The organism is Acidimicrobiales bacterium, from assembly GCA_036273495.1.
Taxonomy (GTDB): Bacteria; Actinomycetota; Acidimicrobiia; order Acidimicrobiales; family JAJPHE01; genus DASSEU01.
This window is the reverse complement of sequence record DASUHN010000292.1, coordinates 1-19530: the sequence shown is the minus strand read 5'-3', so window position 1 is coordinate 19530 and position 19530 is coordinate 1. Positions and strand designations below refer to the sequence as shown.

The 19530-nt window shown below is 74.1% G+C and carries 20 protein-coding genes; 18 read left to right on the top strand and 2 right to left on the bottom strand.

Features of this window, described 5'->3' with window-relative positions:
* The first annotated feature begins 4 nt into the window (after nt 1–4).
* Nucleotides 5–1777 carry a S8 family serine peptidase gene (locus VFW24_12485; GenBank protein ID HEX5267581.1) on the top strand — a complete coding sequence of 591 codons (1773 nt, stop codon included), beginning with the start codon at nt 5–7 and terminating at the stop codon, nt 1775–1777.
* Between the two features lie 47 nt (nt 1778–1824).
* Nucleotides 1825–3381, top strand: a complete 1557-nt coding sequence (locus tag VFW24_12480) for a sensor domain-containing diguanylate cyclase (protein ID HEX5267580.1) — start codon at nt 1825–1827, stop codon at nt 3379–3381.
* A 105-nt stretch (nt 3382–3486) separates the two neighbouring features.
* Here VFW24_12480 and VFW24_12475 read toward each other — a convergent pair whose 3' ends face one another.
* A complete protein-coding gene (locus VFW24_12475; GenBank protein HEX5267579.1) occupies nt 3487–4833 on the bottom strand; it encodes a family 43 glycosylhydrolase in 1347 nt (448 codons plus the stop codon).
* Nucleotides 4834–5030: 197 nt separating this feature from the next.
* Between VFW24_12475 and VFW24_12470 the strand changes: the two genes are divergently transcribed.
* The 3 genes from VFW24_12470 to VFW24_12460 are packed head-to-tail and all read left to right on the top strand — an operon-like array spanning nt 5031 to nt 9302.
* Entirely contained in the window at nt 5031–6224 is a 1194-nt protein-coding gene (locus VFW24_12470) for an NAD-dependent epimerase/dehydratase family protein (GenBank protein ID HEX5267578.1), read from the top strand.
* A 4-nt stretch (nt 6225–6228) separates the two neighbouring features.
* Nucleotides 6229–7005: a glycosyltransferase family 2 protein gene (locus tag VFW24_12465; protein HEX5267577.1), complete on the top strand. Its 777-nt coding sequence runs from the start codon at nt 6229–6231 to the stop codon at nt 7003–7005.
* Nucleotides 6945–9302, top strand: coding sequence for a hypothetical protein (locus VFW24_12460; GenBank protein ID HEX5267576.1), 2358 nt, complete (start codon nt 6945–6947; stop codon nt 9300–9302). The genes VFW24_12465 and VFW24_12460 overlap by 61 nt, the downstream gene beginning before the upstream one ends.
* Here VFW24_12460 and VFW24_12455 read toward each other — a convergent pair.
* Nucleotides 9237–10151 carry an NAD(P)-dependent oxidoreductase gene (locus tag VFW24_12455; GenBank protein ID HEX5267575.1) on the bottom strand — a complete coding sequence of 305 codons (915 nt, stop codon included), beginning with the start codon at nt 10149–10151 and terminating at the stop codon, nt 9237–9239. The two genes, VFW24_12460 and VFW24_12455, sit on opposite strands and share 66 nt — an antisense overlap.
* Here VFW24_12455 and VFW24_12450 point away from each other — a divergent pair.
* The 13 genes from VFW24_12450 to panC form a co-directional block, all read left to right on the top strand.
* Nucleotides 10135–11559, top strand: a complete 1425-nt coding sequence (locus VFW24_12450; protein HEX5267574.1) for an MATE family efflux transporter — start codon at nt 10135–10137, stop codon at nt 11557–11559. The two genes, VFW24_12455 and VFW24_12450, sit on opposite strands and share 17 nt — an antisense overlap.
* A gap of 9 nt (nt 11560–11568) precedes the next feature.
* Nucleotides 11569–12129 carry a sigma-70 family RNA polymerase sigma factor gene (locus tag VFW24_12445; protein ID HEX5267573.1) on the top strand — a complete coding sequence of 187 codons (561 nt, stop codon included), beginning with the start codon at nt 11569–11571 and terminating at the stop codon, nt 12127–12129.
* 15 nt (nt 12130–12144) lie between these two features.
* Nucleotides 12145–12402, top strand: coding sequence for a mycothiol system anti-sigma-R factor (gene rsrA, locus VFW24_12440; GenBank protein HEX5267572.1), 258 nt, complete (start codon nt 12145–12147; stop codon nt 12400–12402).
* Entirely contained in the window at nt 12399–13517 is a 1119-nt protein-coding gene (locus VFW24_12435) for a zinc-dependent metalloprotease (GenBank protein ID HEX5267571.1), read from the top strand. Before rsrA ends, VFW24_12435 begins: the two co-directional genes overlap by 4 nt.
* Nucleotides 13518–13591: 74 nt before the next feature.
* On the top strand, nt 13592–14353 hold the full coding sequence (locus VFW24_12430; GenBank protein HEX5267570.1) for a response regulator: 762 nt from the start codon (nt 13592–13594) through the stop codon (nt 14351–14353).
* Nucleotides 14328–15218: a tRNA lysidine(34) synthetase TilS gene (tilS, locus tag VFW24_12425; protein HEX5267569.1), complete on the top strand. Its 891-nt coding sequence runs from the start codon at nt 14328–14330 to the stop codon at nt 15216–15218. Before VFW24_12430 ends, tilS begins: the two co-directional genes overlap by 26 nt.
* 11 nt (nt 15219–15229) lie before the next feature.
* Nucleotides 15230–15781 (top strand): hypoxanthine phosphoribosyltransferase, encoded by a 552-nt coding sequence (gene hpt, locus VFW24_12420; GenBank protein ID HEX5267568.1) that lies wholly within the window; start codon nt 15230–15232, stop codon nt 15779–15781.
* Nucleotides 15778–16350 carry a GTP cyclohydrolase I FolE gene (gene folE / locus VFW24_12415; protein ID HEX5267567.1) on the top strand — a complete coding sequence of 191 codons (573 nt, stop codon included), beginning with the start codon at nt 15778–15780 and terminating at the stop codon, nt 16348–16350. Before hpt ends, folE begins: the two co-directional genes overlap by 4 nt.
* A 64-nt stretch (nt 16351–16414) precedes the next feature.
* Nucleotides 16415–17215, top strand: a complete 801-nt coding sequence (gene folP / locus VFW24_12410; GenBank protein HEX5267566.1) for a dihydropteroate synthase — start codon at nt 16415–16417, stop codon at nt 17213–17215.
* 13 nt (nt 17216–17228) lie between these two features.
* Complete coding sequence (locus VFW24_12405; GenBank protein HEX5267565.1) at nt 17229–17744, top strand: hypothetical protein; 516 nt, start codon at nt 17229–17231, stop codon at nt 17742–17744.
* Nucleotides 17741–18127 carry a dihydroneopterin aldolase gene (gene folB, locus VFW24_12400; GenBank protein HEX5267564.1) on the top strand — a complete coding sequence of 129 codons (387 nt, stop codon included), beginning with the start codon at nt 17741–17743 and terminating at the stop codon, nt 18125–18127. The genes VFW24_12405 and folB overlap by 4 nt, the downstream gene beginning before the upstream one ends.
* A 13-nt stretch (nt 18128–18140) precedes the next feature.
* Complete coding sequence (gene folK, locus VFW24_12395) at nt 18141–18605, top strand: 2-amino-4-hydroxy-6-hydroxymethyldihydropteridine diphosphokinase (GenBank protein ID HEX5267563.1); 465 nt, start codon at nt 18141–18143, stop codon at nt 18603–18605.
* Between the two features lie 52 nt (nt 18606–18657).
* Nucleotides 18658–19530 (top strand): pantoate--beta-alanine ligase (gene panC / locus VFW24_12390; GenBank protein HEX5267562.1); only part of this gene is annotated, 873 nt, incomplete at its 3' end.

The following is a 19530-nucleotide window of genomic DNA, read 5'->3' as shown; positions in this document are numbered from 1 at the left end:
GGGCGTGTCCTGGGGCCGTCGCGGCTGGCGCCGCGCCGGTGCCGCCGCGGCCACCGGCGGGCTGGCCGCACTCACCCTGGTCCCGGCCCTCGGGGCCATGGCCGTGCCCGGAAACGGGAACGGGGTCGGTGAGCCCTTCGACGCGGTGATCGTGCAGGCCCCGGCGGGCCAGAGCGCCGCCGACCTCGTGGCGAGAGTGCTTCCCCCCGGCCTCTCCCAGAAGTCCCTCGACGTCATCAACGGGGTGGCCGTCACCGTTCCCCACCACTTCGTGGCCGATCTGGTGGCGGCGGGCGCGACCGTCACGGCCGACGAGGCGGTCTCCGTGCAGGGCTCGAGCTGGTCGGGCCCCGCCGCGACCTGCCCCGGACCGGCCAGCCCGTCGACCCCGAGCGGTTACTTCACCCAGGACACCGGGTCCGACCAGCTCGTGGCGGGCGGTGACAACGGCGCCGGGACGACCGTGGCCGTGATCGACACCGGGATCAACGGCGCCCTGCCCGACTTCGCCGGGCGCGAGCGGGCCGGCGTGGACCTGACCGGTGGGCACTCTCCCTGGACCGACGAGTACGGGCACGGCACGTTCGTGGCCGGTCTGATCGCCGGCAACGGCGCCGCCTCGGGCGGCCGGACCCCCGGCGAGGCGCCCGGCGCCCAACTGGTGTCGATCAAGGCCGCCGGGGCGTCGGGGATCGCCACCGTGTCCTCGATCGTCCAGGGCATCGACTTCGCCGTCAAGAACCAGCGCAAGTACGGCATCGGGGTGCTGAACCTGTCCTTCGGCGCCGTACCGACCGGACCCACCGCCGCCGAGCCCATGGACCAGGCGGTGGAGGCGGCGTGGAAGGCGGGCATCGCCGTCGTGGTGTCGGCGGGCAACGCCGGGCCGTTCAACGGAACGGTCCTCTCGCCCGGTGACGACCCGCTCGTGATCACCGTCGGCGCCTACGCCGACAACGACTCCCCGCAGCCGGCCAATTGGGCGGTGTGCCCGTTCAGCTCGGTCGGTCCCACCCTCTTCGACGGTTGGATGAAGCCCGATCTCGTGGCTCCGGGCCGGTCGGTGGTCAGCGTGGCCGATCCCGGCTCGACGATCTACACCGCCAACCCGTCCGCTGTCGTCGGCACCGGCAGCTTCGTCGGCTCGGGCACGTCCTTCTCCGCCGCCATCACCTCGGGTGCGGCCGCTCTGGTGCTGGCCGCCCATCCGGGCGCTTCGCCCAACGAGCTGAAGGGGCGCCTGCTGGGCAACGCCATGCCCGGTCCGGTCGGGAACCCGTTCGTCGACGGCCACGGCCTCCTCAACGCCTACTATGCCGCTACCGGCCCGCAGCTGGTCCTCGACCAGACGGCGGCGGCTGCGGCGGAGTCGACCCAGCTGTCCGGGGTCGTCTCGCTCGGCTCGTCGTGGAGCGGCAGCAGCTGGAACGGCTCCTCATGGAACGGGAGCAGCTGGAACGGATCTTCGTGGAACGGCAGCTCCTGGAACGGCTCTTCGTGGAACGGCAGCTCGTGGAACGGGAGCAGCTGGAACGGGAGCAGCTGGAACGGCTCGTCCTGGAACGGCTCGAGCTGGAACGGCAGCTCGTGGAACGGCTCCTCCTGGAACGGGAGCAGTTGGAACGGGAGCTCCTGGAACGGCTCGTCCTGGAACGGCTCGAGCTGGAACGGGTCCTCGTGGAACGGCTCGTCCTGGACCGGCTCGAGCTTGAACGGGTCCTCGTGGATCGGGTCCAGCTGGAACGGGTCGTCCTGGAACGGCAGCAGCTGGAACTGATGGGGAGTTGACGGGATCGGGAACAGCCTGATCCCGACAGTGTGCCGATGACCGCCAACGAGACCACCACCGACGTCCTGACCGCCTATCGCATCCGCACGGTGCGGGTCGCGGTCATGGTGACCCTGCTCGCGCTGGGGTGCCTCGTCGCGCTTCCGTTCGTGCCCGGTCATCCCCACGTCGACGCGCTGCTCTACGGGATCCTGCTGGTCGTGGCGGGGGTGGGCGTGGGAGTGGCCGCTGCCCTTCCCTGGCCGAGGCTGTTCGAGGCGGGATGGGGGGAGCGGCTCCTGTACGTATGGTCCGCCCTCGACATAGCGCTCGTCACCCTGGGGGCGGCCCTGACGGGCGGACCGCGCTCCGACGTGGTGTTCTTCTACGCCCTCACCACGCTGTTCTTCGCCGCGTCGTATCCGCCGATCGGCCAGGTCGGGCTGATGGCGTTCACGTGCCTGGCCTACCTGCTGCTGTGGGCCTTGTGGCATCCGCAACCGCCCGTGCTGCCCGTCTTCCTGCGGATGGCCACCCTGTTCCTGGTGTGGGCGATGACGGCATTCCTGGCCACCGAGCGCGAGCGGGAGATGGTGGCCCACGCCCGTTCCCGCCGGCTGGCCGAGCACCGCGCCGCCCTCCTGTCGGCGGTGGCGCGCACGGCCACCGCCATCAACACCCTCGACGCCGAGCTGGTGATCGAGGGCGTCACCGAGTCGCTGACCGGGCTGGGCTTCGAGGTCGCCAACTGCTGCGTGATCAGCGACGACGGCCGGAGCTACCGCGTCACCGCTGCCCGCGGCCTGCCCCCGGACTACACCGGCCGCCCGCAGTCCACCGACCACGGCATGGTGGCGCTGGTGCGCGAGCGCCGGGGCCCGGTGGTGGTCGAGGACTACGGCTCGCACCCGATGGCCGTCCCCTCACTTGCGTCGCTCGGGATCAAGGTGGCCATCGGCGCCCCGGTGTGGGTGGGCGGCCGCCTGTCCGCCGTCCTGATCGGCGGCAAGACCGCGACCGCCGAGCTGTCCCCGACCGACGCCGAGGCCTTCGGGCTCCTGGCCGGCCAGGTCGGCCGGGCCCTGGAGAACGCGGGCCAGTACCAGGCCCAGCGGCGCCTGACCGACGCCGCCAACCGCGCCTCGGTGATCGACGAGCTGACCGGCGTCGGGAACCGGCGCTGGGCCAACACCCTGCTGCGGGGCCTGCGGCCGTCCGACGCCGTCGTGATCATCGACCTCGACCACTTCAAGGACGTCAACGACCGGCACGGCCACGGGGTCGGTGACGAGACCCTGCGCCGCCTCGCCACGTTCCTCCAGTCGCGGATCCGTGACCAGGACGAGGTGGCCCGCTACGGCGGGGAGGAGTTCCTCCTCGTCCTGCGTCAGGCGGGGGACACGGCGCTGTCGGCCACCGACCGCCTACTGGTGGCGTGGCGGGAGGTTGCCCCCGACGTCACCTTCAGCGCCGGGGTGGCGCTGCACGGCCCGGACGACACGCCCGAGAAGACGGTGGGGCGCGCCGACGCCGCCATGTACGCGGCCAAGCAGACCGGGCGGGACCGGGCCTGCGAGTTCAGCGCCGGCCTGGAGGAGCTGGAGACCTACTAGGTCTTCAGCCCGCCGGGCCGGGAGTGAGACGGCCGCCGGCGGGGCTGGGGCCCCCGCCTGGCGGAGGAGCCGGGGTGTAGGGGACCCGGCGGGTTAACAAACAGCTCAGGCGTCGCCGAACTTGTAGGCGCTGCCGTCGGCGGTGAGCAGGCGGTAGCCGTGGCCGTCGATCGACGGCTGGACGCCCACGATGGGCTCCGGTAGGCGGATCCCGCCCGTGGAGCCGTAGAAGCCGGCGTCCCCGTAGGTGAACACGCCGCCGTCCGACGCCACCAGCCAGTAGCCGCGGCCGTCAGGGGTCGACGCCATGGCGGTGATCGGCCGGGCCAGCCGGATGGCGCCGGCCGAGCCGTAGAAGCCGGCGTCGCCGAAGGTGAACACCCCACCGTCCGAGGCGACGAGCCAGTACCCACTGTGGTCGGGGGTGTCGGCCCGGCCGACGATCGGGGCGTTGAGCGATCTCGGCAGCAGGGTGAGCGGGGCCACGTACAGGCGCCGTTGGCCACCGCACGCATACGACGTGCAGCCGGCCGTCCATGCCGCGTAGGAGAGCCACAGGTTGCCGGCGGCGTCGGGGAAGGCGTTGCCCGCCGCCGGTCCCGCCGCCGAGGCGTACGACGTGAGGAGGGGCCCGGCCGACGTCTGGGTGCACGGCCCGGCGGGGCCGGCGCACACCGCGTAGCCCTCGGCGTACCCGGGCGTCTGCCAGCCGCCCCCGGCGAAGAACAGGTAGTACCCGCCCAGCGTGTACACCATCGACGGGTTCTCGATCGTGGTCTGCCAGGGATGGGCCACCGTGTTCTGGTCCAACACGTCGGTGGCCGGGGAGGCCAGCGTCGTCCCGTCCCCACCGAGGGCCGCCACCCACAGGTGGGCGGGCTGGTTCGAGGCGCCGCCGTTCGACTTCCAGTACAGCCACGGCCGCCCGGACGGGTCCACGAACGGGGCCGGGTCGACCGAGCCGCCGAGGAGCCACTGGCAGATCAGCGGCCCGCTGCTGCGGTCGACGAAGGGGCCCTGGGGCTGCGCCGAGGTGGCCACCGAGATGCAGTACAGGCCCGAGCTGGTCGCGATGGCGTCGTAGAACATCACGTAGTGCCCGGCCCAGTAGAAGACGCCGGGGGAGGTCTGGGTGTCGACCCGCTGCCAGGCGGGCAGGGGCCCGAGGGCGGTCGAGCCCCAGCTGGCCCCGGTCACGGTGTGGAACCCGGAGGAGGGCTGGCTCGACTCGAGCACCCCGATGTGGTTCCCCCAGGTGGTGCCGGTCGTGTAGGCGTAGTAGGTCCGCCCGGCCCGGAGGATGTCCGGGTCGGGGGCGTCGGCGGCGAAGGCGGGTCCTCCCGCCGGGACCACCATGGCCCCGGCCAGGGTGGCCGCCGTTGCGGGAGCGGTATCCACCACCCCGAACGTGGCCACTGCCGCCGTTACGCCGGCGACCGCGAGTGCGGGCACGCCGAGAATGCGCATTCGGGCTCTAATCGACCGGACCCCGGGGGAGCTTTAGGCCCAGGGGAAAAGCCCTCCGGGAAAGGACCACGGGAGCTCCCAGTCTCTGCCCAGCCGCCTCTCAGGTGGCGTGGGCAGACTGCCGCGAAATGCGGGGTGCCCGGCCCGGTCCGGTAGCTTTCCCGCCCGGTACAGGAGGCTTGATGCGGATTCTGGTGCTCGGTGGTGACGGATACCTGGGCTGGCCGACGGCGTTGCATCTGTCGGGCCGGGGCCACGACGTGGGGGTGGTGGACAACTTCGCCCGGCGGGGCTACGACCACGAGCTCGGGGCCGAGTCGCTGGTGCCCATCGCCTCCCTGCGGACCCGACTGCGGCGCTGGGCCGAGCTGTCGGGGCGCAGCCTCGACCTGTTCGTCGGGGACCTCACGGACCCGGCGTTCGTGGATGCCACGGTGGACCGCTTCGCCCCCGACGCCGTGGTCCACTTCGCCGAGCAGCGGTCGGCGCCCTACTCGATGATCGACCGCTCCCACTGCGTGTACACCCAGGTCAACAACGTGGTGGGGACGCTCAACCTGCTCTACGCCATCGCCGAGCGGGCCCCCGACTGCCACCTGGTGAAGCTCGGGACCATGGGGGAGTACGGGACCCCGAACATCGACATCGAAGAGGGCTTCATCGAGATCACCCACCGGGGCCGCACCGACACCCTGCCCTACCCGATGCAGCCCGGCTCCTTCTACCACCTGTCCAAGGTCCACGACTCCCACAACATGCGCTTCGCCTGCCGGATCTGGGGGGTGCGGGCCACCGACCTCCACCAGGGCGTGGTCTACGGGGTGGCGACCGACGAGACCACCCTGCATCCCGAGCTGGCCACCCGCTTCGACTACGACGGCGTGTTCGGGACCGTCCTCAACCGGTTCATCGTCCAGGCGGTGGTGGGCCACCCGCTCACGGTCTACGGGTCCGGCGGCCAGACCCGGGGCTTCCTCGACCTGCGCGACACCCTCGCCTGCGTGGAGCTGGCGATCCTGAATCCCCCCGACCGGGGCGAGTACCGGGTCTTCAACCAGTTCACCGAGTCCTTCTCCGTCCTCCAGCTGGCGGAGCTGGTGGCGGGCCTGTCCCCCCGCCGGGCCGTCATCGAGTCGATCCCCGATCCCCGCGTCGAGGCCCAGGAGCACTACTACCGGGCCGCCCACACCAAGCTGCTCGACCTCGGGCTGCGGCCCCACCTCCTGTCGGACACCCTGATCGAGTCGCTGTTCACCGTCGTCGAGCGCAACGAGTCCCGGGTCGACCCGGCTGCCATCCGGCCGACCGTCGAGTGGCGGGCCCGGAGCAGCGCCCTCCCGGTTCCCACCGCCGACCTCGACGTCGCCGCCGATTAGCTCGTTGGCCGCGCCGGCCGTCCCGGCCCTCGCCGAGGCGGACGCCGCCGAGCGGTTCCGCCGCGACCATCCCGGCTTGGCCCTGCCGCCGCTGGTCGTGGTGGTCCCCGCCTACGAGGAGGCCGGCACCGTCGCCACGGTGGTGTCCTCGGTTCCCGCCACCATGGCCGGGCTGGACACCGCTGTCCTCGTGATCGACGACGGCAGCGGCGACGGCACGGGTGACCGCGCCGCCTCCGCCGGCGCCCTGGTGTGTCGCCTCCCCGTCAACTCCGGCCAGGGCGCGGCCCTGCGGACCGGATATCTCCTGGCGGTCGAGCACGGGGCCCGCTTCCTGGCCACCCTCGACGCCGACGGCCAGTGGGCGGCTGGCGACCTGCCCCGGCTGGTCGAGGTCGTCTCGGCGGGTGAGGCCGATCTCGTCTCGGGCACCCGGGACCGCCGTGATCCGGAGAGGTGGTCGGTCCGCGGGGCGGGGGTGGTGGTCTTCGCCGGGCTGATCCGGGTCCTGACCGGGGCCAGGGTGACCGATCCCGCCAACGGCCTGCGGGTGATGACGGCGGAGGTGGCCGTCGGGGTCGAGCTGCGCCAGCCGCAGTTCCAGGCCGCCGAGCTGCTGGTGTCGGCCGTGTGCCGGGGGTTCCGGTACGCCGAGGTCCCGGTGAGCCACGCCCGCCGCTCGTCCGGAGCGAGCAAGAAGGGTGGCAGCCTCTCCTACGGATGGCGGTTCTCCCGGGCCCTGGTCGGGACGTGGTGGCGGGAGCGGCGCCGCTCCCGTTGAACCGGACCCGGCTGGCGGCGGCCGGCCTGGTCGCCCTGGCCGCAGGCATCTTCCTGGTCCCCCTCGCCTTTGGCCACATCCTGGTTCCCGGCGACGACCTGACCCAGAACTACCCGCTGCGGGTGCTGTCCGGGGCCGACCTGCGCCACGGCGTGCTCCCGCTGTGGAACCCCTACGACTGGAGCGGGACCGCCCTCCTCGGCGGGTTCAACGCCGGGAGCCTGTACCCGGCCAGCCTGCTGTTCTCCTTCCTGCCGGGGCCGCTGGCCTGGGGGCTGGGCCAGACCCTGACCTACGCCGCCGCCGGGACCGGGATGCTGTTGTTCCTGCGGGGACGGGGCCGCAGCGTGCTGGCCGCCTCGCTCGGCGCGGTGGTGTTCTCCTGGTCCGGGTTCATGGTGGCCCACCTGGCCCACCTCGGCCTCGTCGAGGGGATGGCCTGGACCCCGTGGCTCCTGCTGGCGCTCGACCGCCTCGCCGACTCCGGCCGGCCGGTCGTCTGGACGGGGGTGCTGGGCCTGGGGGGAGGGCTGGTGTGCCTCGGCGGGGACCCCCGCGCCGTCAGCAACGTGGCGATCGTCGTGGCGGTCTACGCCGGGTGGCGCTGGTGGCGGGCGCCGGCGGGGACCCGGGCCCGGCTGGTGGGCTGGATCGTGGTCGGGGCCGTCGTCGCCGGGCTGCTCGGCGCCGGCCAGATGCTGCCGGGGCTGGCCTTCCAGGGCGGGTCGCAGCGCTCGGTCAGCTCCTACACCGCCTTCTCGGCGGGGTCGCTGGCCGCGCCCCTTCTCCTCCTCGAGGCCTTTCCGTTCGTGCTCGGTGGCTTCGGGGCGCTGCACCTCCCGACCTACGCCGGGAACTACAACCTCCCCGAGGTCTCCGGCTACGTGGGCCTGCTCGGGCTGGCCGGCGCCCTGGGCGTGGTGGTGTCGTGGCGCCGGGCCGGCGACGCCGCCGGGGTCTGGGTCGTGTTGGCCGTGGTCGGCATCCTGCTGGCCCTGGGCGGGTTCACGCCGTTGGGCCGGCTCCTGGTCCACCTCCCGCTGTACGGGGGTCAGCGCCTCCAGAGCCGGAACCTGGGCGTGGCCGACGTGGCCGGCGCCGTCCTATTCTCCATCTGGCTCGACCGCTTCGTGGGCACCGGGTGGCGGGGCGGCCGCCTGGCCCGGGCGGCGGCCCTGGCCGCCCCGGGCTGCGTCCTGGCGCTCGTGCTGACCGGCGTGTTCTGGCCGGGGGGCGTGGCCCACTGGCTCCAGAACAACGGCGGGGTCCTGCCCCGGGGCTGGCCCTACGCCGCCGCCGCCCTCGTGCTGTCCGGGGGCGTGGTGGTCATCCTGGTGAGGGGGCACCGGTGGGGCCCGGGGGCACGGAGCCGGGCGGTCGTGGCCCTGACCGCGCTCGACCTGGCCTTCTTCTTCGCCAACGCCGCCTACGGGTGGGAGGCCACCTCGGTCCTGGCGACCCGCCAGGCCGCCGACACCCAGCTGGTCTCGGCCCTCCCGCCCGGCTCGCGCTACGCCGTCTACGACCCGCTCCTCGGCTATCCCGGCTACGTCCGCAGCGGCCCCGACGTGCTCCGGGTGCCCGACCTCAACGTGATGGCGGGCGTGCCGAGCGTCCAGGGCTACGGCTCGGTGGTGCAGGGTGCCTACGACGCCGGCACCGGGTCCCACGCCCAGGGCGCCCTCGACCCCCGGGTGCTGGCCGACCGGCGCGCCGACCAGCTCCAGCTCGGCCTGGTCCTGGTCGGCCCCTCGGCGCCCGGGGACGTGACCGGTCTGCTGGTGCCGCCGCGCTGGGTGCCGGTGGGCCCGGTGGCGGGGATGGCCGCCTTCCGCAACACCGACGCCCTGTCCCGCGCCGTGCTCGAGGTCCCCGGCGGCACGGTGGGCACCGCCGCCCAGTCGGTCTCCCCGCCGGTTCCGGAGTCGGCGCCCGCCCGGGACGGCTCGGCCCGGTTCCGGGTCGACACCCCGGCCCCGGTGGTCCTCGTCCGCAGCGAGTCGTGGGCCCCGGGCTGGAAGGCCACCCTCACCCCGGTCAGCGTGTCCGGCGCGCCGGCGCCGGGCCGGTCGGTGACGTCGGTGGTCGGCCGGTCGGGGTTCCTGCAGGCCGCCACCATCCCGGCCGGGCGGTGGGACGTGCGGTTCTCGTACCGGCCGGGCCGGACCTACCTCGGGTTGCTGCTAAGCGTCCTCGGGGCCCTCGGCGGGATGGCGCTGGTCGCGGTGGGGCTACGAGGCCGGCCACGCCCGCCACGTCCGGGCGAGGCCCTCGGCCAGCGGGACGGGGTCGGCTAGGCCGCTGGCCGCCGCCAGGCTGCGGTCGACGACCACGGCCCGCATCTCCCCGGGGGGAGCCGGGACGTGCTCGGCCGGGATGGCCACGCCCGTCACCTCGCACACCAGCTCGTGGAGCTGGAGGACGTTGAACGACTGGCCCGATCCCACCACGACCGTGCCCGGGAAGGAGTCGGGGGCGGCCGTCATGGCCGTGGCGAAGGCGGCGATGGTGTCGTCGAGGTACACGTAGTCCCGGACCTGGAGGCCGTCACCGTTGATCCGGATCCCGTGGCCGGCCCGGGCCGCCTTGAACAGCCGGGCCACCAGGCCGTCCTTCACCCCCACCCCGGGGCCGTAGACGTTGGTGAGGCGCAGCGCCACCGTGCTCATCCCGTAGGAGTTGCGGTAGGCGGACAGGAGCATCTCCCCTGCGGCCTTGGTGGCGCCGTACGGCGTCAGGGGCACGAGGGGCGCCCACTCGTCGATCACCCCGCCGCCGGCGCCGGTCCCGACCACGGCGTTGGTCGACGCCAGCACGAGCCGGGGGACGCCGATCAGCCGGCACCGCTCGAGCAGGTGGTGGGTCATGGCGACGTTGGAGCGGTAGACGTCGTCGGGGTCCTCGACCGAGCGCAGCACCGACGTGGCGGCGGCGAGGTGCAGCACGGCGTCGGTCCCCTCGGTCACCGCCTTGTCCGCCACCTCGGGCTCACGCAGGTCTCCAGTGACGATCCCGTGCAGGTCGGCGGCGAGCGCCGGCACCACCGGCCGACGGTCCGCCGCCACGACCTCGTGACCGGCCTCGAGGAGCCGGCGGGCCAGCGCCCCGCCGATGAATCCGGCACCGCCCGTGACGAGGACCCTCACGCGGGCAACCCTACGGCAGGCTGGGGGAATCGACGCCGCTGACCGCCGCATCCTGGCCCTGGCCGGCCCCGCCCTCGGGGCCCTCGTCGTCGAGCCGGTCTACAACCTGACCGACACCGCCATCGTCGGCCACCTCGGCCGGGCGTCGCTCGGAGGTCTGGCGGTGGCCTCCGCCGTGCTCAACCTCCTCGTCTACGGGTGCGGCTTCCTGGCCATGGCCACCACGCCCCGGGTCGCCTTCCTCCGCGCCTCGGGGGACGACGCCGGCGCGTTCCGGGCCGCCGCCACCGCCTACTGGCTCGCCGCCGCCCTCGGCCTGGCCCTGGCCGCGCTGGTGGCGGGAGCCGCCCACCCCCTGGCGGTGCTGGCCGGGGCCCACGGCGCCGACCTCCCCAAAGCCGTCACCTACCTGCGCGTCGCCGCGGCCGGGATGCCGTTCGTCCTCGTGATGCTGGCCGGCAACGGCCACCTGCGGGGGCTGGCCGACACGCGGACGCCGTTCGCCATCGTGCTGGTGAGCAACGCCGTCAACGTGGTCGTCGAGATCGGTCTGGTGTACGGCGCCGGCTGGGGGGTGGCGGGCTCGGCCCTCGGCACCGTCGGGGCCCAGGCGCTGGCGGCGGTGGCGTTCGTCTCGGTGAGCCGCCGCCGGGCCCGGGCCCGGCGGGTCCCCCTGCGCCCGGACCGGAGCGAGGCCCGCCGCCTGGTGCGGTCCGGCGCCGTGCTGGTGGTGCGGACCCTGGCGCTGGTGGCCGCCCTCAACGGCAGCACCGTGGTGGCGGCCCGGCTGGGCGTGGTCCGCCTGGGGGGTCACCAGATCGCCCTCCAGATCTGGCTGCTCGTGGCGATGTCCCTGGACGCCCTGGCCGTGCCCGCCCAGATCCTGATCGGGGAGACCCTCGGGACCCACGGGGCGCGGGGGCCCGGCGCGACCGAGGCGGCGCTGCGGGTGTCGCGGCGGGTCCTGCGGTGGGGCGTGCTGGTCTCGGCCGGCCTCGGGGCGGCCACCGCCGCCCTGTCCCCGCTCCTGCCGGCGGCGTTCACGTCCGACCCGGCGGTGCGCCACCAGGCGATGATCGGGCTGATCTTCGTCGGCGCGTCCCTGCCGCTGGCGGCGGCGGCCTTCGAGCTCGACGGGATCCTGCTCGGGGCGGGGGATTTCGCGGCCCTGCGCCGGGCGATGATCGTGGCCCTCGGAGGCTTCCTCCCCCTGGCGTTGGCCACCGCCTTCCACCACTCCCTCGGGCTGGCCGGGGTCTGGGGGGCGCTGACCTGCTGGCTGGCCACCCGCACTGTGGTCCTGGCCCGGCGGTGGCGGTCGCGGGCCTGGCTGGGGGCCGGACCGGGGGATCCCGACGTGACCAACGGCTCACCTCTGCGCGTGGGAGTTTCGGGGCCCGACCGGTAGGGTTCGGAGGTGGCCGACCGGGCAACCTTCGCCGAGGCGGCGATGGAGCACATGCCTTCGCTGTACTCCGCCGCCCTGCGGATGACGCGCAACCCGGCGGACGCCGAGGACCTCGTCCAGGAGACGTACCTGAAGGCCTACCGGGCCTACGACTCCTTCCAGGAGGGGACCAACCTCAAGGCTTGGCTGTACAAGATCCTCACCAACACCTTCATCAACTCCTACCGGGCCCGGAAGCGCCGGCCCGAGCAGGCCGACGTGGACGACGTCGAGGACCTCTACCTCTTCCGGCGCCTGGGGGGCCTGGAGGCCTCCACCGCCGGGCGCAGCGCCGAGGACCAGGTCATGGACCTGTTCACCGACAGCGAGGTGAAAGAGGCCCTCGAGTCGCTGCCGGAGTCGTTCCGGATGGCCGTCCTGCTGGCCGACGTCGAGGGCTTCTCCTACAAGGAGATCGCCGAAATCATGGACGTCCCCATCGGCACCGTCATGTCCCGGCTCCACCGTGGAAGAAAGGCTCTCCAGCGGGCGTTGGTCGAGTTCGGACGCGAGCGAGGGCTGGTCGGGTGAGGGGTCTGTAGGTCCATGGGTGACGACTGCAGCGAGGCGATCCACCGCCTCTACCACTTCCTGGACGGGGAGCTCACCCCGCAGCGCCGGACCGAGATCCAGGCCCATCTCGACGACTGCGGGCCCTGCCTGGAGGCGTTCGACTTCGAGGCCGAGGTGCGCCTGATGATCGCCAGCAAGTGCCACGACGACGTCCCCGAGACGCTGCGGATCCGCATCGCCCAGGCCATCCGGCACGAGGAGCTCCACTTCCGCCCCGACGGCCTGGCGTGACGGCGCCCACCGAGGCGCCGGCCGAGGACCCCGTCAACCAGGGCCCGGTCAACCAGGACCCGGTCAACTGGGAGCTGGCCGCCCGGGTGGCGGGACGGGTGGCGGGCACCGACCCCCTGGCCCGGTCGTACCACTACGCCTCGCTGGAGGCCGACTTCGCCGAGGCCACGGCCCAGGCCGAGCAGCTGGTGGCGGAGGAGACCGGCCTCAGGTCCCTGGCCGGTCCGGCCCGGGCCCGGGTGACCGACCGCCAGGGCTGGGTGGGCGCAAACGTGGCGTCGTTCCGGCGGCTGGTCAGCCCGCTCACCCGGCGCATCTCGGAGCGGATGCCGGTGGCGCCCCTGGCGGCCGTCGGGCGCAACGTGGCCGGCGTGCAGGTGGGCACCCTCCTCGGCTGGATGTCGACGCGGGTGCTGGGCCAGTACGACCTGCTGCTGGTCGAGGACGACGATCCCGACGAGCAGGACATCGTCTACTACGTGGGCCCCAACGTCTTGGCCCTCGAGAAGCGCTACGCCTTTCCCCCCGCCCAGTTCCGGCTGTGGCTGGCCCTGCACGAGGTCACCCACCGGGCCCAGTTCACCGGCGTGCCGTGGATGCGCGACTACTTCGTGGGGCTGGTGAACGAGGCCATCGATTCGGTGGACCCCGACCCGCGCCGGCTGATCGAGGGCCTGCGCCGCTCGGTCGAGGAGATGCGCGCCGGGCGCAACCCCCTGGCCGACGGCGGACTGCTGGCCCTGCTGGCCGGCGACGAGCAGGCCGCCGTCCTACGCAAGGTGCAGGCGCTGATGAGCGTGCTCGAGGGGCACGGGGACGTGACCATGGACCGGGCCGGCGCCGGCGTGGTGCCGGAGGCGGAGCGCTTCTCCCGGGTCCTGCGGCAGCGCCGGCAGGAGCGCGGCGGGCTGTCGCGGGTGCTGCAGCAGGTCGTGGGCATCGAGGCCAAGCTCCGCCAGTACGAGGAGGGGGAGCGCTTCATCGCCGCGGCCGAGGCCGGGCTCGGCCCGGCCGCCATGAAGCGGGTGTGGCTGGGACCCGAGGAGGTGCCGACCCTCGACGAGGTGCGCCGGCCGGCCCTCTGGATCGAGCGCCAGGGCGCCGGCGCCGCCTGATCCCGGTGGCGCTTGGCGCCCCTGACACCCGTTAGCTGCTCCTGACTAACGCGCCCTGACTACTCTCTGCGCCGATGCCCAGGGTCCTCGTCGTCGATGACGAGCCCGACATCGCCACGTTGATCCGGGTGACCCTGGAGACCGACGGCCACCAGGTCGACGTGGCGTCCAGCGGCGCCCAGGCGCTGGAGATGGTCGACGAGGGTGCATTCGACGCCGTCATCCTCGACGTGACCATGCCGGGCATGGACGGCTTCGAGGTCCTCACCGCCCTCAAGTCCGATCCCGAGCCGACCGTTGCCTCGATCCCGGTGATCATGCTGACGGCGCGCACCTCGGAGATGGACCGCATCCGGGGCGGCATCGAGGGGGCCGTGTTCTACATCACCAAGCCGTTCTCGGCCTCCGACCTGCGGGCCCATCTCGGCCGGGCCCTCATGGCCGGCACCGAGCTCGAGCAGCGCCGTGCCGCCCAGCGGGCCGCCCTGGCGCAGCTGGCCCGCATCGAGAGGGGCCAGGACGGCTCGCCGGCGGAGTACCCCAACGCCGCCCGGCCCCGCCTGTCGCGGCTGGAGCGGCCGCCGTCGCCCACCGAGGCCCGCCCCGGCCCGAGCGTCGACGAGGTTGCCGTGGAGGCCCTGTCGGACAAGCAGAAGGAGCTGCTCTCCGCCATCCGGGACACCGCGACCGTGCTGGAGGCGGCCGAGCGCCTCGGGGTGAGCCGGTCGAACGTGTACGCCAGCCTGCGCCGGATTGCCCGCCGGCTGGCGGTGCCGAGCGTCCCCGAGCTGGTCGCTCTCACCCGCCAGGGTGTCGTCCTACCCCGGTCCGGCTGAGCTGGGGGCGGGCCTGCTGGCCCGCTGCTCGTTCCCGCCGGCCGGCACGGAGCTGGCCTGCGCCGTCTCCGGCGGGGCGGACTCGCTGGCCCTGCTGGTGCTGGCGGTGGCGGCGGGGTGCCGGGTTTCGGCCTACCACGTCGACCACGCCCTGCGCCCCGAGTCGGCCGGCGAGGCCGATGTCGTGGCGGCGGCGGCGGAGCGGTTCGGCGCCGGCTTCGTGTCCCTGCGGGCGCCGGTCGCGCCCGGGCCCAACGTCGAGGAGCGGGCCCGGGACGCCCGCCGCTCGGTGCTCCCGGCCGGCGCCGCAACCGGCCACACCGCCGACGACCAGGCCGAGACGGTTGTCCTCAACCTCCTGCGGGGCGCCGGCCTGGACGGGCTGGCCGGGATGAGGGCCGGGCCGTCCCATCCGATCCTGGGCCTGCGCCGGGAGGAGACCGGCCGGCTGTGCCTCGAGGCGGGGCTGACCCCGGTCGTCGACCCGACCAACGCCTGCCTCGACATGCGCCGCAACCGGGTGCGCCACGAGGTGATGCCGCTCCTGGAGCGGGTGGGGGGCCGGGACGTGGCGGCCCTGATCGCCCGGCAGGCGGCGCTCCTGGCCGCCGACGCCGACCAGCTCGACGCCCTGGCGGCCGGGATCGACCCGCAGGCGGTGGCCGAGGTGGCGGCGGCGCCGGCCCCCCTGGCCCGCCGGGCCCTGCGGGCGTGGCTGCGCGGCGAGCTGGGCGGGCGCCCCCCGTCGGCGGCGGCGATCGAGAGGGTGATGGCCGTGGTCCGCCTGGAGGCGCGCGCCGCCGAGGTGGGCCGCGGGGTGACCGTGCGCCGGCGGGCCGGCCGGCTCTATTTCGCACACGATTAGCCTGCGCGGCCGTGAGCGTGGCCACCGATCCCCTTCTCGGTCCCGTCGTGGTGGGGGAGAAGGAGCTGGTCGAGCGGGTGGCCGAGCTCGGCGCCGAGATCACCCGGGACTACCGGGACCGCCCCCCGCTGCTCGTCGGCGTGCTCAAGGGGGCGTTCATGTTCATGTCCGACCTCTCCCGCGCCATCGACCTGCCGGTGGAGTGCGACTTCATGGCCGTGGCGTCGTACGGGACCGCCACCAAGACCAGCGGCGTGGTCCGCATCGTGAAGGACCTCGACGCCGATCTCACCGGGCGCCACGTCCTGCTCGTCGAGGACATCGTCGACTCGGGCCTGACGCTGTCCTACCTCCGGCGCAACCTCCTGGCCCGCAACCCGGCCTCCCTCGAGGTGTGCGCCCTGCTGCTCAAGGAGGGCCAGCAGCGCCAGGACCCCGGCCTGCGCTACGTCGGGTTCCGCATCCCCGCCGACTTCGTGGTCGGCTACGGCCTCGACGTCGCCGAGCGTTACCGGAACCTGCGCTGTGTGCGGGTGTACGGCGGGTCCGGCGGATCCGAGTGAGCGTCGACCGGCCCCGCATCGAGGCGGCGGTGCGCGAGATCCTCGTCGCCATCGGGGAGGACCCGGGCCGTGACGGCCTGCAGCGCACGCCGTACCGCGTCGCCAAGATGTACGAGGAGATCTTCAGCGGGCTGTCCGACTCGGCCGACCGTCACCTCGCCACCACCTTCGAGGCCGACCACGACGAGATCGTGATGGTCAAGGACATCGCCCTGTACTCGGTCTGCGAGCACCATCTCGTTCCGTTCGTGGGCAAGGCGCACGTCGCCTACATCCCGAACGAGGACGGGCGCATCACCGGCCTGTCCAAGCTGGCCCGGCTCGTCGACGTGGTGAGCAAGCGACCCCAGGTCCAGGAGCGCCTCACCACCGAGATCGCCAACGAGATCGACAAGAGCCTGCAGCCCCGCGGCGTCATGGTCGTGGTCGAGGCCGAGCACCTCTGCATGTCGATGCGGGGGGTGCGCAAGCCGGGCTCGGTGACGGTGACCTCGGCCGTGCGGGGCCTGTTCCGGGAGAGCCCGGCCACCCGCGCCGAGGCCCTCCAGTTCATCCACGGCTCCCGCTGACCGGGGGGATTCGGCCATCCCCGGGTCCCGTCGGCGCGCCGCCTCACCGATACCCTTGGCCGACATGTCCGGCGTCCGCCCCCTCGTCATGGGCGTCCTCAACGTGACCCCGGACTCCTTCTCGGACGGGGGCGAGTGGTACGACCGGGACGCCGCCGTGGCCCGGGGGCTGGAGATGGTGGCCGAGGGAGCCGACGTGGTCGACGTCGGGGGGGAGTCGAGCCGGCCCGGAGCCGAGCCCGTTCCCGAGGCCGAGGAGCTGGCCCGGGTGGTCCCGGTGGTGGCCGCCCTGGCCCCCCACGTCCGGGTCTCGGTCGACACCACCAAGGCGGCGGTGGCCGAGGCGGCGGTGGCGGCCGGCGCCAGCCTCCTGAACGACGTCTCGGCGTCGCTCGAGGTGGTGGCGGCCCGGCTCGGGGTCGGCTGGGTGGCCATGCACATGCGGGGCACACCGGCCACCATGCAGCAGGACCCCCGCTACGACGACGTGGTCGGGGAGGTGGCCGCCTTCCTGGCGGGGCGGATCGGGGCGGCCGATGCCGCCGGTGTCGGCGAGATCTGGGTCGACCCCGGCATCGGCTTCGGCAAGACCGGCCCCCACAACCTGGCCCTCCTGGCCGGTCTCGACCGCCTCGTCGCCCTGGGCCGGCCCGTGCTGGTGGGCACCAGCCGGAAGTCCTTCCTCGGCCGCGTCGGGGCCGGGACCGAGGGGTCCGAGCCCGAGCTCGACGTCCACGACCGCCTCGAGCCGTCGCTGGCCACCGCGGTGTGGGCCATGGAGTCGGGCGCGGCCATGGTCCGGGTCCACGACGTGGCCCCGACGGTCCAGGCCGCCCGTCTCCTGTCCGAGCCGGTGCCGGTGTGAGCGGGGGCCGGCGGTGAAGGGGCGCTGGGCGGCGGGGATCCCGCCGCGGAACTTCACGTGGATCCTGGCCGGGCAGCTGGCGGTGTCCGAGCGCCCGGGCGGGTACGCCCGCAACCACCGCCGGGTGCGCCGCCAGGAGGAGATCATCTGGCTCCGGGAGCAGGGCTTCACCCGGGTGGTGACCCTGCTGGCCTCCCCCCACAACCTCCACGCCTACGAGGAGGAGGGGCTCAAGTGGTCCCAGCTGCCCCTCCCCAGCGGCGGGGACGTCACCGCCGAGCTGGCCGAGCTGTTCACGAGCATCGAGCAGTGGCTGGGGGCGGGGGAGCGGATCCTCGTCCACCAGGAGGAGCTCGGGGACCGGGTGATGGGGGTGGTGGCCGCCTTCCTCCTCTGGTCGGGCCGGATCGAGGACCCGCCCCGCGCCATCACCGTCGTGGAGCGGATGCTGCACCGGGTCATGGGATCCACCGGCCGGGAGCTGCTCACCATGCTCCCGCCCCATCCGGCCCGCCCCGGGCCCAGTTGACGGCCGGCGGGGCCGGGGACGGGGCGGCCGACCGCATCGAGCTGCGGGGCCTGCGGGTCGTGGGGACCCACGGCGTGCTGCCCGAGGAGCGGGCCCGGGCCCAGCCCTTCGAGCTCGACCTCGATCTCGAGGTGGACCTCGGCCCGGCCGGCGCCAGCGACGACCTCCACGACACCGTCGACTACGGGGCCATCGCCGAGGCCGCCGCCCGCGTCGTCGGGGAGGAGAGCTTCGAGCTCCTCGAGGCGCTGGCGGCCCGGGTGGCCGGGGCCCTGCTGACCGACGCCCGGGTGCGCGCCGTGACCGTCAGCGTGCGCAAGCTGCGCCCGCCCGTCCCGGTCGACCTGGGGTCGGCGGGGGTGCGGCTCACCCGCAGCCGGTGAGGGCCGGCCGGCGTTGAGGGCGTTCCTGGGCCTCGGCTCGAACCTGGGGGACCGCTGGTCCCACCTCCGGGGCGCCCTGGCGGCCCTCCGCGAGGCCGACCGGGTGGTCGCCGTCTCGACCGTCTACGAGACCGGGCCGGTCGGGGGCCGGGAGGACCAGGGTCCGTACCTGAACGCGGTGGTCGAGCTGGACACCCGGCGCTCCCCCCGGGAGCTGCTCGAGCTGGCCCGGTCCCTCGAGCAGGCCGCCGGCCGGGTCCGGCCCCCCGGCGAGCGGTGGGGCCCCCGCACCCTCGACGTCGACGTCCTGCTGGTCGGGAACCTGGAGGTGGACGAGCCCGACCTGGTCGTCCCCCACCCCCGCATGTGGGAGCGGCGCTTCGTGCTCACCCCCCTGTCCGACCTGGCCCCGGACCTGGTTCCGTTCGGCTGGGAGACCCGCGTGGAGGGAAACGTGGCCCCGGCGGGTAATCTTTAGGGCGAGTACGAACGGCACCCCTCACGGGGGCCGGAACGTCGGGGAGTACGTCTTGTCGCAGCTGGAGCAGCTCACCTCGATCGCGGCGTTTTCCGCCGCCCTCGACGCCCACCGGGCCCACGGGCGCTCGGTCGGCCTGGTCCCGACCATGGGCGCCCTCCACGCCGGGCACGCGTCCCTGGTCCGCCGGGCGGCGGCGGAGTGCGACGTGGTGGCGGTGACGGTGTTCGTCAACCCGCTGCAGTTCGGGGCGGGCGAGGACCTGTCCCGCTACCCCCGCACCCTGGCCGCCGACGCCGCCCTGGCCGCCGACTGCGGCGCTGCCGTCCTGTTCAGCCCCCCGGTCGAGGAGATGTACCCCGGCCCCGTCCTCACGTCGGTCCGCGTCTCGGGCCTCACCGACACCCTGGAGGGGGCCAGCCGCCCCGGCCACTTCGACGGGGTCTCGACGGTGGTGGCCAAGCTGTTCGCCATCGCCGGGCGGTGCCGGGCCTACTTCGGGGAGAAGGACTTCCAGCAGCTGGCCGTCGTCCGCCGGCTGGCCGCCGACCTGTCGTTCCCGGTCCAGGTCGTCGGGTGCCCGACCGTCCGGGAGCCCGACGGGCTGGCCCTGTCGTCGCGCACCGCCTACCTCTCGGCCGAGGAGCGGGCCGTTGCCCCCCTGCTCCACGCCGCCCTCCTCCGGGGCGCCGCCACCGTGGCGGCGGGCGGTACCGAGCCCGGCGCCGTCGCCGCCGAGGTGGCCCGCACCGTGGCCTCCGAGCCCCGCTTCCGGCTGGACTACGCCGCCGCCGTCGATCCCGACACCCTGGCCGTGCCGGCCGCTCTCGCCCCCGGCCGGGAGGTCCGCATCCTGGTGGCCGCCCGTCTCGGCACCACCCGCCTCATCGACAACCTGGGCACGACCGTGCCCGCCCCGTCCCCC

What these genes read in the sequence shown, in the direction of transcription:
- rsrA (HEX5267572.1), top strand. Translation starts at nt 12,145, where the DNA reads ATGGGTGACGACTGCAGCGAGGCGATCCACCGCCTCTACCACTTCCTG.
- VFW24_12430 (HEX5267570.1), top strand. Translation starts at nt 13,592, where the DNA reads ATGCCCAGGGTCCTCGTCGTCGATGACGAGCCCGACATCGCCACGTTG.
- VFW24_12480 (HEX5267580.1), top strand. Translation starts at nt 1,825, where the DNA reads ATGACCGCCAACGAGACCACCACCGACGTCCTGACCGCCTATCGCATC.
- VFW24_12470 (HEX5267578.1), top strand. Translation starts at nt 5,031, where the DNA reads ATGCGGATTCTGGTGCTCGGTGGTGACGGATACCTGGGCTGGCCGACG.
- VFW24_12460 (HEX5267576.1), top strand. Translation starts at nt 6,945, where the DNA reads ATGGCGGTTCTCCCGGGCCCTGGTCGGGACGTGGTGGCGGGAGCGGCG.
- folP (HEX5267566.1), top strand. Translation starts at nt 16,415, where the DNA reads ATGTCCGGCGTCCGCCCCCTCGTCATGGGCGTCCTCAACGTGACCCCG.